The organism is Actinoplanes sp. NPDC049598 (genome assembly GCF_040675435.1).
GTDB lineage: Bacteria > Actinomycetota > Actinomycetes > Mycobacteriales > Micromonosporaceae > Actinoplanes.
In genome coordinates this window covers 126,864-140,860 of record NZ_JBFAOX010000008.1, presented here as the reverse complement: position 1 = coordinate 140,860, position 13,997 = coordinate 126,864, and the positions used below count along the sequence as shown (strand labels likewise).

General features: G+C 70.1%; 15 protein-coding genes. 9 read left to right on the top strand and 6 right to left on the bottom strand.

What is annotated here, in order from left to right; translation table 11 throughout:
* Positions 1-167 precede the first annotated feature (167 nt).
* The 7 genes from AB0J66_RS19985 (at position 168) to AB0J66_RS19955 (ending at position 6,829) form a co-directional block, all read left to right on the top strand.
* On the top strand, positions 168-737 hold the full coding sequence (locus AB0J66_RS19985) for a sigma-70 family RNA polymerase sigma factor (protein ID WP_364662465.1): 570 nt from the start codon (positions 168-170) through the stop codon (positions 735-737).
* Between the two features lie 134 nt (positions 738-871).
* Positions 872-1,489 carry a sigma-70 family RNA polymerase sigma factor gene (locus AB0J66_RS19980; protein ID WP_364662463.1) on the top strand — a complete coding sequence of 206 codons (618 nt, stop codon included), beginning with the start codon at positions 872-874 and terminating at the stop codon, positions 1,487-1,489.
* The gene (locus AB0J66_RS19975; protein ID WP_364662460.1) at positions 1,486-1,731 is read left to right on the top strand and encodes a hypothetical protein; all 246 of its coding nucleotides are present in this window, start codon (positions 1,486-1,488) and stop codon (positions 1,729-1,731) included. The genes AB0J66_RS19980 and AB0J66_RS19975 overlap by 4 nt, the downstream gene beginning before the upstream one ends.
* Positions 1,728-2,648: a sigma-70 family RNA polymerase sigma factor gene (locus tag AB0J66_RS19970; protein ID WP_364662457.1), complete on the top strand. Its 921-nt coding sequence runs from the start codon at positions 1,728-1,730 to the stop codon at positions 2,646-2,648. Before AB0J66_RS19975 ends, AB0J66_RS19970 begins: the two co-directional genes overlap by 4 nt.
* Before the next feature lie 59 nt (positions 2,649-2,707).
* Positions 2,708-3,538 carry an alpha/beta hydrolase gene (locus AB0J66_RS19965; RefSeq protein ID WP_364662454.1) on the top strand — a complete coding sequence of 277 codons (831 nt, stop codon included), beginning with the start codon at positions 2,708-2,710 and terminating at the stop codon, positions 3,536-3,538.
* Positions 3,539-3,645: 107 nt separating this feature from the next.
* Entirely contained in the window at positions 3,646-4,776 is a 1,131-nt protein-coding gene (locus AB0J66_RS19960; RefSeq protein WP_364662451.1) for a helix-turn-helix domain-containing protein, read from the top strand.
* 250 nt (positions 4,777-5,026) lie between these two features.
* A complete protein-coding gene (locus AB0J66_RS19955; RefSeq protein ID WP_364662448.1) occupies positions 5,027-6,829 on the top strand; it encodes a right-handed parallel beta-helix repeat-containing protein in 1,803 nt (600 codons plus the stop codon).
* 66 nt (positions 6,830-6,895) lie between these two features.
* Here AB0J66_RS19955 and AB0J66_RS19950 read toward each other — a convergent pair whose 3' ends face one another.
* Positions 6,896-7,477, bottom strand: a complete 582-nt coding sequence (locus AB0J66_RS19950) for a nucleosidase (RefSeq protein WP_364662445.1) — start codon at positions 7,475-7,477, stop codon at positions 6,896-6,898.
* A 161-nt stretch (positions 7,478-7,638) separates the two neighbouring features.
* Between AB0J66_RS19950 and AB0J66_RS19945 the strand changes: the two genes are divergently transcribed.
* Positions 7,639-8,691 carry a methyltransferase gene (locus tag AB0J66_RS19945; RefSeq protein ID WP_364662442.1) on the top strand — a complete coding sequence of 351 codons (1,053 nt, stop codon included), beginning with the start codon at positions 7,639-7,641 and terminating at the stop codon, positions 8,689-8,691.
* Here the strand turns inward: AB0J66_RS19945 and AB0J66_RS19940 are convergent.
* Both AB0J66_RS19940 and AB0J66_RS19935 read right to left on the bottom strand, forming a co-directional pair.
* Positions 8,661-8,924: a hypothetical protein gene (locus AB0J66_RS19940; protein ID WP_364662439.1), complete on the bottom strand. Its 264-nt coding sequence runs from the start codon at positions 8,922-8,924 to the stop codon at positions 8,661-8,663. The genes AB0J66_RS19945 and AB0J66_RS19940 overlap by 31 nt on opposite strands.
* 81 nt (positions 8,925-9,005) lie before the next feature.
* On the bottom strand, positions 9,006-10,529 hold the full coding sequence (locus tag AB0J66_RS19935; protein ID WP_364662436.1) for a GMC family oxidoreductase N-terminal domain-containing protein: 1,524 nt from the start codon (positions 10,527-10,529) through the stop codon (positions 9,006-9,008).
* Positions 10,530-10,689: 160 nt separating this feature from the next.
* On the opposite strand from AB0J66_RS19935, the gene AB0J66_RS19930 reads away from it, so the two are divergent.
* Complete coding sequence (locus AB0J66_RS19930; RefSeq protein WP_364662433.1) at positions 10,690-11,619, top strand: hypothetical protein; 930 nt, start codon at positions 10,690-10,692, stop codon at positions 11,617-11,619.
* Between the two features lie 19 nt (positions 11,620-11,638).
* Here the strand turns inward: AB0J66_RS19930 and AB0J66_RS19925 are convergent, their stop codons facing one another.
* From AB0J66_RS19925 to AB0J66_RS19915, 3 genes are all read right to left on the bottom strand, one after another.
* Entirely contained in the window at positions 11,639-12,451 is an 813-nt protein-coding gene (locus AB0J66_RS19925) for an SDR family NAD(P)-dependent oxidoreductase (protein WP_364662430.1), read from the bottom strand.
* A gap of 33 nt (positions 12,452-12,484) precedes the next feature.
* Positions 12,485-13,084 carry a TetR/AcrR family transcriptional regulator gene (locus AB0J66_RS19920; protein WP_364662427.1) on the bottom strand — a complete coding sequence of 200 codons (600 nt, stop codon included), beginning with the start codon at positions 13,082-13,084 and terminating at the stop codon, positions 12,485-12,487.
* Between the two features lie 80 nt (positions 13,085-13,164).
* Positions 13,165-13,929, bottom strand: a complete 765-nt coding sequence (locus AB0J66_RS19915; RefSeq protein WP_364662424.1) for an enoyl-CoA hydratase/isomerase family protein — start codon at positions 13,927-13,929, stop codon at positions 13,165-13,167.
* Between the last annotated feature and the right edge of the window lie 68 nt (positions 13,930-13,997).

Here is a 13,997-nt window from a genome sequence, read left to right as displayed (position 1 = left end):
GCCGTCTCCGGGCAGTACTGACAGCGGCGGAGGCCGTCGTCAGTGAAGTCGACACTGAAGTGCCACTCGCCGCTCGTAGCGTCGGCGCCGCACTGAACCACGGCTCGGCGGCGGCCCGGTGCGCCCATTCGAGTCGCCGCCCAGGAACTGAAGCAGGCGGTACCCCCATGACCAGTCAGATGACGGCAGCGTTCGGCATTCCGGCAACCGGTGGCGCCCCCCTCGATCACGACGAACGACGCCGAGTCGCGGAACGTATGCGGGCTCTGCACGCCGAGCACTCACGCCCGTTGTTGCGGTACCTCCGGGCCTACACCCGGACTCAGAAGGCCACCGCCGAGGATCTCCTGCAGGAGACTCTGCTGCGAGCCTGGCGCAACGTCGACTCCATCCCGGAGCAGACGGAGAACGCCCGCCGGTGGCTCTACACGCTCGCTCGGCGCGCGGCCATCGACTTCCTGCGCATGCGTAACTCGCGCCCCGTGGAGATCAATTTCGCCGACATGGCAGTCACCCCCACGCTCGGGGACACCACCGAGATGGCGATCGCCACCGAGTCCCTGAAAGAGGCGTTTCGCTCCCTGAGCGATGTTCACCGGACCGCCCTGTCCGAGATGTACCTGCACGGCCGCAACGCCGAGGAGATCGCCGGCATCCTGGGGGTGCCGGTCGGCACGGTCAAGTCGCGGGTGCACTACGCCCTGCAGACGGTCAAAGCCGCGCTGGCCACCGACTGACCCGGCCGGCTCAGCCGACGACGACGACCCGGTTCGGCTGAGCCGGCGCCGAAGTTCACCCCGGTGGCCGAATGTGAGAGGGCTCCTGTCCGTTGTCGGCGGCAGGACAGCGATTTCGTACGTAACCTTGCGACGTGCCCCTTGACGACACCTCCGCGCAGTGGCTTGCCGCACTGCAAGCCGACGGCGCCGTCCGCGACCAGGCCCACACCCGGCTGCACGGCCTTCTGCTGGCCGCCGCCCGGGCCGAGCTGGGCCGGCGATCCGGTCACTCCCGGCTCAACGGCGCCGAGCTGGACGACCTCGCCCACCAGGCCGCGGCCGACGCCATGCTGTCCGTACTCCGGCAACTGCCGACCTTCCGCGGTGAGAGCCGGTTCACCACATGGGCGTACAAGTTCGCGATGTTCGAGGTCTCGGGCAAGCTCGGCCGGCATTTCTGGACCCGGCACCCGACGACACCGCTGGACGAAGCGGACTGGGAGGCCCTTCCGGGCCGGTTCGGATTCTCGGTCGAGAACGAGGCGCAATGGCGTGAACTCATGGCCGCGCTCCGCCACGCCATCGAGTATGACCTCACCGAGCGGCAACGGCAGGTCTTCACGGCCGTCGTCGTGAACGGCACGCCGATGGACGCTGTCTGCGTCGAACTGGACACCAATCGCAACGCCGTCTACAAGACCATGTTCGATGCCCGCCGGCGCCTTCGGGCCGCTCTCGTCGCCAAGGGCCTGCTCGAGGAGTCCGCATGAGCCACGCCATGGACCTGGACACGTTCCTGCGCACCGACCCCCGAGAGGTGGCCTGCGGCGAGGTGATGGAGTTGCTGGACGTGTATGCGGAGCTCCACGCGGCCGACCCCGCCGCCGCCTCGGCCCGTTACCCTCACATCGCCGCCCACATGGCCCTCTGCGGTCCCTGCGCGGTCGACTTCCAGGGGTTGCTGGCGCTCCTGGCAGACGAGCCCGGCCCGGCGCCGGGAAGCGACCGGTGAACGACGCCGAGCTGCTCAGCTGCGTTCAAGGCGGCGAAGCGGCGGCCCTCGGCGTTCTGCTGGAGCGCCACGAAGCCGGCATGCGCGCGGTCGCCCTGAGCCTGCTGGGCTACGGGCCGGACGCCGAGGACGCGGTCCAGGACGCGATGATCACGGCGATCCGCCGGATCGGAGACCTGCGGGACCGCGCGGCGGCCGGCTCCTGGCTGCGCGCGGTCGTCCGCAACAACTGCCGGATGCGGCTGCGGGACCGCCGGGCGGTGCCCGTCGCCGACCCCGAGTTCTTCCAGGTGCCGACCGGCGAGCCGGGGCCCGAGGAACTGCTCGAGCAGGTCACGACGCGCGACTGGGTGTGGCATGCGATCGACGGCCTGTCGGAGGTCGATCGCCTGGTCGTGCTCGCGCGCTACTTCAGCAGCGTCACCTCGTACGACCAGATCGCCCGGATGTGCGACGTTCCGGTCGGCACGGTCCGCAGCCGGCTGAGCCATGCCCGTCGCACCCTGGTGGCATCGCTGCGCGCGACCGCCGGCCAGCAGCATCCCGACAGCGCGGCCCACGCCGAGGCCCGCCGGCGCGAGGCGGCCGACGCGATGGCGGCGGCCATGCGCGGCGACTTCCACCAGGTCGTGGACGACCTGTGGTGGCCTCAGGCCGAGTTCGTCGCCCGCTCGCCCGGCCTGCGCGGCGGGGTCGACCTGGCCCTGAGCGGCATGAACGGGGACCTCGAGTCGGGCGTGCGGCAACGACTGCTGTCCGTGGTGGCGGGAAAGAACGTGCTCATCTGGGAGACCGAGTTGCAGAGTCCGGCCTCGGACCCGGGCCACTGCCCGCCGACGGCGGTCTGGCTGCACACCCTGCGACAGGGGCGAGTGAGCTCGATCACGCTGTTTCACCCGGAAATTTCGCCGGACTGAGCGAACTTCTCCGACGCTCGCGCATCTTGTCCGGTCACCCGTCCTGATCGGAGAAGAGCTTGAACGGCACCATCACCCCCGGCACCCACGTCATCACCGTCGACGGCGTACGGCAGGTCTACCACGTGGCTGGCCAAGGGCCTCTGTGCGTGGCGCATTCCGGCGGCCCGGGCATCGACTCGGCGTACCTGCGGATGCCCCGGCTCGAGGCGGCCTACACGATGGTCTACCTCGAGCCGGTCGGCACCGGGGACTCCGGACGCCTCGACCAGTACGGCATCGACACCTACGCGTCCTTCCTCGCAGCGGTCGTCGACGATCTGGCGCAGCCCCAGGTGTACCTGCTGGGCCACTCGCACGGTGGTTTCGTCGTGCTGCAGTACGCCCTCGACCACCCCGACCGCGTCGCCGGCCTGATCCTGTACGACACCTCCCCGGTTACCGGCCCGGAGTTCTGGGAGTCGGCGATGACCGGCGTCGCCGCTTACGCCGCTGTCGACCCGCAGGTTCCGGCCGCCTTCCAGCGCGCGGTGACCGCCGGCGACGACGAGACGATGAGCGCGGCGCTGCGCGAGGCGGTACCGGTGTACTTCGCCGACTTCCCGGCCCGGCGCGACGAGTTCCAGCCCTTCGTCGCCGGCATCCGGGCCTGGGCCGTCGCGCAGGACCCGGCGCCCTTCGACGTACGCTCACGGCTGCCCGAGATCACCGCGCCGACGGTTGTCATCGTGGGAGCGCACGACTTCATCTGCGGTCCGCGGTGGGCGGGTCTGCTGCACACCGGGGTCAAGGATTCGCGGCTGGTGGAGCTGAAGGCCAGCGGGCACTTCGGGCATCTCGAGGAGCCGGGGGCCTTCGCCGCCGCCGCGACCGGGTTGCTCGAGCAGTGAGCTGATCCCGCGGGCGCGCGCCGGCCGGAACCGGCGCGCCCGCGGCCGGCGCGACACCGATCTCTCCTGGCCTCCGGCCGATCCTCCCCTGCCGATGGAGTTCATCGATGACCCAGCCCCCGTCGCCGGAATCCGAGCTCGTCGGCGCCGTCTACCAGAAACTGGCTGACGACGCCGAACTCATCGGCCGGCGCGTCACCGCCCAGATACGTACGGAGTTTCCCCTCTACGCCATCGTCGACGGACCCGGTCAGGCGCATCTGGTCGCCGATCAGCTGCGGTCGTTGACCCGAGGGCTGCTGGAACGCCGGACCCCGCGGGCCGCCGAGGCCGACATCGCTCGCGAGGTGGGCCGGATGCGAGCCACTCAAGGGATTCCGGTCGAGACCGTGATCGGCGCCTACCACATCGGGTACCGCATCCTGTGGGACGAGATCCGGGAACGCGCCGAAGCCTGCGACCCGGCGGGAGCCCGGCCCCTGCTCGCCATGGTGGATCTGCTCTGGGCCTGGCTGCGAGCGACGACCAGCGCCGCCGCCGACGGATACGCCACCGCGGCGCGGGCCTACGAGCATTCCCGGACGGCGCTGGCCCAGACCCTGTTCAACGGGCTCTACGGCGGGGACGTGACGGGCGAGGCGGTCGAGTCGGCCGCCCGCGCCCTGGGCTTCGACCCGCGCGGCCCCTTCCAGGCGGTCTGCCGGCCCGCTCGCGAGTCGGAGCCGGAGCCGGTCGTCGTGACGTCCGTGCGGCCCGGACAGCGCCCGGCATCGCTGGTGACGACCAGGCGCGGGGCGGTCAGCGTCACTCTGGTGCAGAACGCCCCGGCGGAGTCGTGCCTGCGGGCGACGGACCCCTTGGCCTCGGTCGGGCTCACCCGGCACGGGCTGGCCGGCGCGGCCGAGAGCATCGCCGACGCGGAAAGGGCCTTCGTGCTCGCCGAGAGGCAGCGGTCGGTGGTGTTCTTCGCGGATCAGTGGCTTGCTGCCACCTTGCTGCCGCTTCGCGGCCGGCTGGCCCCCTTGCTGCAGCTCGAGGAGGTGCCGAGCGACCACATCGTCGACACGGTCCGGGCCTACCTCGCCCACGGCCTGTCCGTACCGGCCTGCGCCCGGGCCCTGCACGTGCACACCAACACGGTGAAGTACCGCCTCCATCGGTGGAACGAGATCACCGGGTGGGACGTGCACACCGCCGACGGGCTGATCCGATCGAAGGTGTGGTTGGCCATCGGATGACGGATCCCGGCGCGCGGCCGGGCCACCGCGAAGTTCTTCTTAATTCTTGCTTATTCCAGAATCCGCTCCGAGACGGCCGGGCACTGTCGGACCAAACGAGCGAAAGTTCAGGTGCCCCGTGGTATCACCGGCGACCGGCGCGAATGACCGGGGGCCTTGACCGGATTGGTTCACGCCATTACTTCGAGTTACCTGAAAAGCGTATTAAGACCGCCCGTTCCGGAATGGGTCCGGGTGCTATACAGCTGACGTGAAATTCAAGACCATCGCCGGTACGGCGGTCCTGTTCGTCGCCGCCGGCGTCACCGCTTCGGTCACCTTGCCGGTGTTCGGATCCGAGCCTCCGGCCGCCGCGGCCGCGGGTGCCAGCACGCCTTTCACCAGCTTCGAGGCCGAAGCCGGCACGACGAACAACGGCGCGAGCACCGTGTCGCTGACAGCGTCGCCCACCACCGAGTTCTCCAGCCCGGCCCTCGAAGCGTCCGGTCACGCCTACGTCCGCCTGGCCGGAAAAGGTCAGGAAGTGTGGTGGACCAACACGACCGGCCACCCGGTGACGGCGCTCACCGTCCGCGCGAGCATTCCGGACTCGACGACCGGCGCCGGCCTGCATGCCTCCCTTTCCTTGCTGGTCGACGGGGCCTTCCGGCAGGAGATCCCGATGACCTCCACGCAGAGCTGGCTGTACGAAGGCAACGGCAATTACAACAGCGGCAGCCAGAACCCGGCCGACGGTCACCCCCGTGCCTTCTTCGACGACGCCCGGGCCCTACTGACCGGTGCTCCCATCGCGCCCGGCAGCACGTTCTCCCTCAAAGTCGGCGCGGCCGACACCGCGGCCTTCTACGACATCGACGTCGTGGACGTGGAGCAGCCCGCGGAGCTTCCCCAGCCGGCCGGCTCGCTTCCCATCACCGAGTGCGGGGCGTCGACCGACCCTGCAACCGACAGCACCGCCGCCATCCAGAGATGCATCGACCGGGCGCAGTCCGAGAAACGAACGCTGTGGATTCCGGCGGGCACCTTCTATGTGAAAGGCACGGCCGGACTGCACGCCAGCGGCATCACCATCACTGGCGCCGGTGTCTGGTACAGCACCGTGTACCGCATGGTTCCGTTGCCGAACCCGCAGCCGCTGGGCGCGATCTTCGACCTGACATCGGCCCGGGTCGAGCACTTCCATCTCGATGCCAACGCCATCGGGCGGGCGACCGCCGACGGTGCGGGCGGTGGCATGGACACGACCGGAACCGACTGGGTCGCCGACGACATCTGGACCCAGCACACCCTCTCCGGCTTCTGGGCGTCGGGAACCGGCGGAACGGTCCGCAACTGCCGCGTGACCAGCGTCTGGGCCGACGGCATCAACCTGAACAACGTCGCCCTCGGCACGTCGGTCGGCCGGCGGCTGACCGCCACGAACAACTTCGTCAGGGGAACCGGCGACGACGCGACGGCGATCAACTCGGTGGCCTACAACGACTACGGCAACGGGCCCATCCGCTACACGCCGATGTCGGACATCACCTTCAGCCACAACACGATGATCGCGCCGTGGGGCGGCAAGGGGCTCGGGGTCTATGGTGGAAGCGGCCAGGTCGTGTCCGGAAACTACATCGCCGACACGGCCCGGTACATCGGGCTCAGCGCCGGCCGCTTCGGCGTGAACGGTGACGACCTGGTCTCGGCCACCCTCACCGGCAACGTCGTCGTCCGTTCGGGCGGCAACGGCTACAACCAGGGGCAGCCGGCCGTGCATGTCGGCAACGGGGGCGACGGGCAGAACACGGGCACGGTCACCGGCGTCACCGTCACCGGCAACACCATCACCGACGCCCTCTACGACGCAGTCGGCTTCTCCACCTCCAGCGGTACCACGCTGCGGGGCAACACGATCATCTCGCCGGCCCGCAACGGCATCGTGGTCGCGCCGCCGTTCTATCCGGCGCCCAGCGGATCGGCGCTGATCACCGGCAACACGCTCACCGGTCTGCGCGCCGGCGTTCCGGCCATCATCAACAACTCCACGGGCTTCACCGTCACCACCGCGTGATCGGCGGCGCGCCCGCAGGACGGACGCGCCGGGCCGCCGTGGATCACACCACGGCACCCGGGCCGATCATCCGAGCTCGTCCGCGACCCAGCCCGCGAGGGCCCGCGCGCAGTCCGTGACGCTGTCCAGCCAGGTGACGGCCGCGTTCTCGTCGGCCTGATCACTGACGTACTTGATCATTCTCACCGGTACGCCGAACCGGGCGGCCGCCACGGCGACCGCGTAGCCCTCCATGTCGACGAGGTCGGCCCGCGCCGCCAGCGTGTCCCGGTGCGGCCGGCCGGCGACGAACACATCGCCGGTCGCAAGGGTCAGCCCGTCGCCACCGGCAAGCTCGACCCGGTCACCGAAGACCTCACCGGTCATCTCGTACAGCAGGCGATGGTCCAGGTCGTGCTCGATCACGCCGGTGACCGCGTACAGGCCCTGCAGTCCCGGTCGCAAAGCTCCGGCCGTCCCAAGATTGATCACTTCGCTGGGGCGGACGGCACCGGCTAGGGCCCCGGCCACGGCGACGGCGGCGTTGACTTTTCCGATACCCGTGATCAGCACGGGCAGCTCGGACCGGAGGAACTGGGCCTCCTCCTTGGTCGCCACTACCAGCAGGGGCCGGTCCGGGTCCACCGTGCCGTTGAGCTGAGGGTGCATGAAGAAAACCTTCCCGACGAGATGAGGCCGTCCTGCCGGCCCGATCTGAAGGTCGCAACGATCGGCCTCGGGTTCAGCGGTGAACTCGGTGCTCGGGAAAACGATGAGGTGGTCGTTGACTGCGCGATCTCAGCGCGCGCACCGATCCCGAGGAGCCCTCCATGCCCTTCACCGGCACCCTGCCGCCGCCCAGCGGCACCGAGGCGGAGATGACGCGGCACATCCACACCATGTACGCCCTCTCCACCAGTCACTGGGTCACCCAGATCACCCGGGCCGCGGCGGATCTGCGCATCGCCGACCACGTCGCCGAGGGCCGCGTCACGGCCGAAGCGATCGCCGCGGCCGAGTCGAGCCATCCGCGCTCGACCTACCGCCTGATGCGGGCCTGCGTGACGGTGGGCATCCTGGGCCACTCCGACGAGGAAGGCTTCTTCCTCACTCCGGTCGGAGAGCTGCTGCGGACGGACACGCCGGTCTCCATGCGTGATGGCGTCATGGTCCAGGGCGCCCGCGGTCACTGGCAGAGCTGGGGACTGTTCCCGGAGGCGGTCAGGAGCGGCCGCAACCAGGTGGAGCAGGCGGTAGGGGGACGTCACCTTTTCGACTATTTCGCCAGAAACCCCCAGGAGTCGGCACTGTTCTCGCGGAGCATGTCCAACTCGACGTCCATCGTCTCCCGGGACATCGTCACTCTGCTCGATCTCGGCGACGCCGCCCAGGTCGTCGATCTGGGCGGCGCCGACGGTGAGCTGCTCCTGTCCCTGATGCGGGCCAACCGCGCGATCCACGGAGCGGTGTTCGACCTTCCGACTGTCGTCGAGGGTGCTCGACAGGCCGCGGAGAAGGCCGGGGTGACGGAGCGCTTCACCGCGGTCGGTGGTGACTTCTTCGAGACCGTGCCGGCGGCCGACTACTACCTCCTGAAGTGGATCCTGCACGATTGGCCGGACGAGCAGTGTGTTCAGATCCTGCGCAACTGCCGTGAGGCGGCCCGTCCGGGGGCGCGGGTGCTGGTCGTGGAGGCCCTGATCGGCGCGGCCGAAGGACCCGATCCGATCGCGTTGCTTGACATGAACATGCTCTCGGTCTCCGACGGCCAGGAGCGCTCGCTGGCGGAGTACGACACCTTGTTCGCCGCCGCCGGGTGGCGGCGGGTGGCGCAGACCCCCACCCGGACCCTCTACTGGCTCATCGAGCTCGAGGCCGTATAACCCGGGGGAACGGCCCGGATCAGGGCGAGGAGCCCGTCGAGGTCCCGAGCGCATGCGGCGCACGCCGTGAGATGCGCCGAGACGCCGGGATCGCGGCGGGTCGCCGCCGACGGGCTCCCGGCCACCGACTCGGCGAAGACATCCATGCCGGCCATGGCTTCGGCACAGCCGACATCGGCCGGATCGCTGCGCAGCATCCGATCGAGGACCGGCCATTTCTTTCTGAGGGGCACTGCTTTAAGTGTCACCGACACCGGCGGAACTTACCCTGAGCCCGAATTCCGCTTCGCCGGCCGGCTCGCACGGCCCGGTGATCACTGCCCGGCCCGGATCAGGTCGGCAGCCTTCTCCGCGATGGCGAGTACCGTGGCGTTCGTGTTGGCGCCGATCAGCGACGGCATGACGGAGGCATCGGCGACGCGGAGGCGTTCGACGCCGTGAACGCGCAGCGAGGTGTCGACCACCGAGCCGGCGTCCGACCCCATGCGGCAGGTGCCCACCGGGTGGGCCGCGGAATGGGTGGCCCGCCGGAGGAACTCGCGTTGCTGGGCGGCCGTGATGACCGCGGGGCCGGGGACCAGCTCGCCGGCCCGGATCGCGTCGAAGGCCTCGGCCGCGGCGATGTCACGAATCAGGCCGAACCCGGCGAGCATCGTGTCCAGGTCCCGCTGTTCGCGGTAGAAGCCCGGATCGATGAGCGGCGCCCGCAGGGGATCCGCCGAGGCCAGGGTGACGCGGCCGCGGCTCAACGGGCGTACGGCCTGCATCGAGATGCTGAACCCACCGGGTACATCGGTGCCGGTCAACGGGAAGAACGGATACTCAACGAAGGACAACTGCAGATCGGGAGCGGGCAGTCCGGCGCTCGAGCGCACCACGGCGATCAGCGTGCCGGTGCCGCTGCGGCGGGGAATCTCCTGCGTGGCGCCGAACGCGAAGGTGCACACCGGGTGGTCCTGCAAGTGGGCTCCGACGCCGGCGCGATCCGCGACGACATCGATGCCGTGGCCACGAAGGTCGGCCGCCGGGCCGATGCCGGACAGCATCAGCAGCTGCGGCGACCCGAACACGCCGGCGCACAGGATCACTTCGCCGGCGCGGATCCGCGACGTGGCACCGTCCCGGCCCCGCAGCTCGACACCCGTGCAGGCCCGGTCCTCGACCACCAGCCGGGTGACCGTCGCATCGGTCACCACGCCGAGATTCGGCCGTTCGGCGAGGATCGGCCGGAGGTAGGCGTCGGCGGCGGATTGGCGCTCACCGTCGACGATGGTGTACTCGAAGAATCCGGCGCCTTCCTGGTCGGCGCCGTTCAGGTCCGGCGACAGCGGGATGCCCCGCTCGGCGACGGCGGCCCGGGCGATCTCCATGAACGGATGGACGACGGGGGCCGGCCCGACCGTCATGGGCCCGTTGGTCCCCCGGTAGCGAGGGTCGGCGCCGCGAGCGGTCTCGGACCGCCGGAAATAGGGCAGGAGATCGTCGTATCCCCAGCCGGTGGCACCCTCGCTCACCCATTGGTCGTAGTTCTGCCGATGACCGCGAATGTGCGCCATGGCGTTGATGACGGTCGAGCCGCCCAGTCCTCTGCCCCGGGGGTAGGGCACGGTCTGGCCGGCGAGCTCAGGCTGCGGGACCGAGGAGAAGGCCCAGTTGGCGTCGGTGGCCAGCAGGCTCGGCCACTGTGCCGGCGGTGCCGTGGGCGGTGCGGCGCTTCCGGCCTCGACGAGAACGACCGTGGTGTCCGGCATCTCGGAGAGCCGGGCGGCCAGCACGGATCCGGCCGTTCCGCCACCGACGACGACGTAGTCGGCTTCGCGGATGTCAGGGGTCTTCATGGGGCACCGATACCTTCGTGATCGACACTCGCGCGCAGGTGCGCGGGCGTCACGTCCCATGACGTCGGCCGGCCGGGGTCGGAGTTCAGCCGCACCCGCCCGCGCCTCGGCCCTCGAGCACTCCGGTGAACGACGGCGATCTATAGCCGACACACTGGATATGGGCCTGACGCCAGCCCCGATCCGGGGAAACCAGTCGATTGCCGACCACAACAACCGGCTCGCGATCGAAGTGTTCCAGTCGGACGGGCCGATGACCGTCCCCGACCTCAGCCGTGCCATCGGCGTCAGCCGGGTCTCGGCCCACGCCATCGTGCGGCGCCTGCTGTCGCTTGGCATCGTGCGCCTCGCCGGCGAGCGGGCCGGGACCCGTGGGCCCCGGGCGGCGCTCTACGGCCTGAACGCCGGCGGCACCTCCGTGATCGCGGTGGAGGTCATGACGGATGCGGTTCGCGCCCGGTTGTGCGACCTCGACGGAGCCGTCGCCGCGACGTCTGAGGCGGCCGTGCTGGAGGCGCACGCTCCGGCGAAGGTGGCCGACGTGATCCGCCGCCTGGTCCGGAGATCGGGCCGGGGCCGGGCCATGGCGCAGGTCCGGATCGGGCTGCACCGGGCGCCGGCTCAGGACTTCGCGCGCGGCCGGCAGCTTCTCCGGGCCGCGCTCGAGCGCCTGCCCTGCCCGGTGGCCGTCGAACCGGCCTCCGCCTTCGTCGCCGTCGCCGAAGGGCTCACGGAGTCGGCCGCGGCGCCGCCGGCGCTGCTGATCCACGCCGGCACGGCCGTGGATCTCGTTGCGGTCGTCGGCGGCCGGCCTGTCGAAGGCACCAACGGCCGGGCCGGCGCCGCCCCACTGGGCTGGGATTATCTGGTCCTGGCGGCCGCCTACCTGCTGGACCCGAGACGGATCGTCGTCAGCCCGGACAGCATCGGGACGGTCGGGGCCGCGAGAATGGTGGCCGACGTACGCCGGAGCCTCGGCGGGGCCGCGTTTCGCCGCGAGCCTACGGTCGAGATCGGGCGCGTGGACGGGGACGCGGTTCTCCTCGGCGCGGCCACGGCCGCCATCCGGGCGGCGCTCGCCGGCGGGTGAGTCGACCGTCCGCCGCCGATCACATGCTGCTGTGGTTGCGGACCGCCGCCTCCAGTCTCGCCAACTGAGGGGCCAGCTTGGCGTCCACGGCGAGCGGATCGATCGCCTGCAGGCGCTGCAGCTCGCGCCGGGAGGGCAGCGAGGTGTTGATCTCGTGCTCATCGGCGGCCAGCGCGGTGAGGATGTCCGCGACCACCTCGGCGGTGGTACGGGTCCCGAATCCCAGTTCCTCGCCGGCGTCGGAGGTCGCCATCATGGCGGTCGCGGTGGCTCCGGGATAGACCGTGGCCACGTGCACGTCGGTGTCGAGCAGCTCTCGGCGCAGCGAGTGACCGAAGGCGGCGACGCCGGCCTTCGACGCCGCGTAGGCGGAGTAGAACGGCAGGTGCGTCAAGGCCATTCCGCTGGCGATGGTGAGCACGAGCGGCCGGGAGCCGGTTCGGCGGCGCAGGGTGGGCAGCGCTGCCCGGGTGAGCAGGATGGGAGCGGTCAGATTGAGGGCGAGCATCGCCCTGATGTCGTCTTCCGGTGTGTCCTCCAGCCGCCCGGCTCGCACGTTACCGGCGTTGTTCACGAGCAGGTCGAGCTCGCCGAGCTGGGCCAGCGCGGAACTGACGACGTGTTCGGCGGCGTTGCCCGCGCTGACGTCGGTGGCCAGGATATGTGCCTCGCCACCCACAGTTCGCACCATTTCCGCGGTCTCCTCCAGCGGCTCGGGGCGGCGCCCGACGAGCAGCAGGGCGCCACCCCGCTCGGCGAAGGCCTGGGCCAGTTCGCGGCCGATACCGCTGCCGGCGCCGGTGATCACGCCACGTCGGTTCTGCAGGTTCACGAGATCGCTCCTTGGATCGTTCAGCTCTCGGGCTCAGGTGGCGCCGGCCGATCGCAGCAAGCTGCCGGCCGCCGCGCGCGCCTGCGCCGCCCAGGGCAGGTCAGGTTCGGTATGTGCGCCCACCATCGCGCCGTCGTAGAGCATGGCCAACTGGAGGCTCACCGGGTGCGGATCGGCGACGCCGGCCGCCGTGGCCAGCTCGGCGAACAGCCCGCGGATCCAGGCGCGATGGTGAACGTTGGCGAGGTGGGCGGGCGATGTGGGGCTGCTCTCGGCCTCCGCGTTGATGAACGGGCACCCGTGGAAGCCGTCGCTGCGGAACCACTCGCCGAGCAGGTCGAAAACGAGCAGGGCCTTGTCGACGGGACTGCGTTCCTCTTCTCCGGGCTTGTCCGCGAGTGATCGCAGGACGTGCTCACGCCAATCCCGGCTGCGGCCGTCCAGGTAGGCCCCGACGAGATCGTCCTTGGTCCGGAAGTACGTGTACATGCTGGCCTTGGAGACGTTGGCGGCTTCGGCGATGGTGTCGACACCCGTCGCATGGATGCCGTTGGCGTAGAAAAGCCGGTCCGCGGCCCGGAGAACTCTCTCGAGCGCGGGCCGGCGCCGCGTCGACGATTGTGTGGCCACCATTTGCCTCCTTGAACTGATCTGTTCAAGTTACGCCGCGGCGGGAGCCGCACGCCGTCGCGCACGGCTCCGCGCGCCTCGGGTCAGGCCTGCTGCTGGTAGGCCAGGTCGGCCGCGGTGAGACCCTCGAGCGCCATGCCGTACGGGACGTCCTGGGTGATCCGGCGGCGCAGGTTCAGGTTGAGGGTCTGCTTCTGCAGCGACCGGTAGAGGCGGGGCTTGGCGGCCAGCTTGCGGGCGATCTCGATACCGCGCTCGACGGCGCGGTCGTGCGCGACGACCTCGTTGACGACCCCCCACTGCAGAGCGGTCTGCGCGTCGATCGACTCGCCCGTCCACAACAGCCACTTCGCGCGCGCGGTGCCGGCGATCTCCTCCCAGACCACGTGGACGCCGTCACCACCGGTGATGCCGAAGGCCGGGTGCGGCTGGTCACCGTAGGTCGCCCGTTCGGAGGCGATGTGGATGTCGGCCAGCATCAGGTACTCGGAGTGGATGGTCGCGGTGCCGTTGGCCACGCCGACGACCGGGATCGGCAGATCGAGCAGCCGCTGCAGCACCTTCGTGCCCTCGGTCCGCGTCTTCTCCCAGGAAGCCGGCTTGAAGATCTCACCGAGGCTCGGGCCGTCGATGTCCTTGATGAAGTGGTCCCCGACGCCGGTGATCACCAGTGCCGTGTTCTCCGGGTCGAGCGCGATGTCCTCGAGCGCCTTCGGGAAGTCCTCATGGGTCTGCCCCGTGAACGTCAGCGGCCCCCCGTCGGTGTGGAGCCGGAGCACCAGCACGCCCTCGTCGTCGCGCGTGAAAGCGAAGTTCTCGTACTTCTTGGCGTAGTCCGGGTCCGTCATGATCTCTCTCCTCGTGTAGCTGAACAGATCTGTTCAGTTCTAGCGCTAACTGTACAGACCTGTTCAGC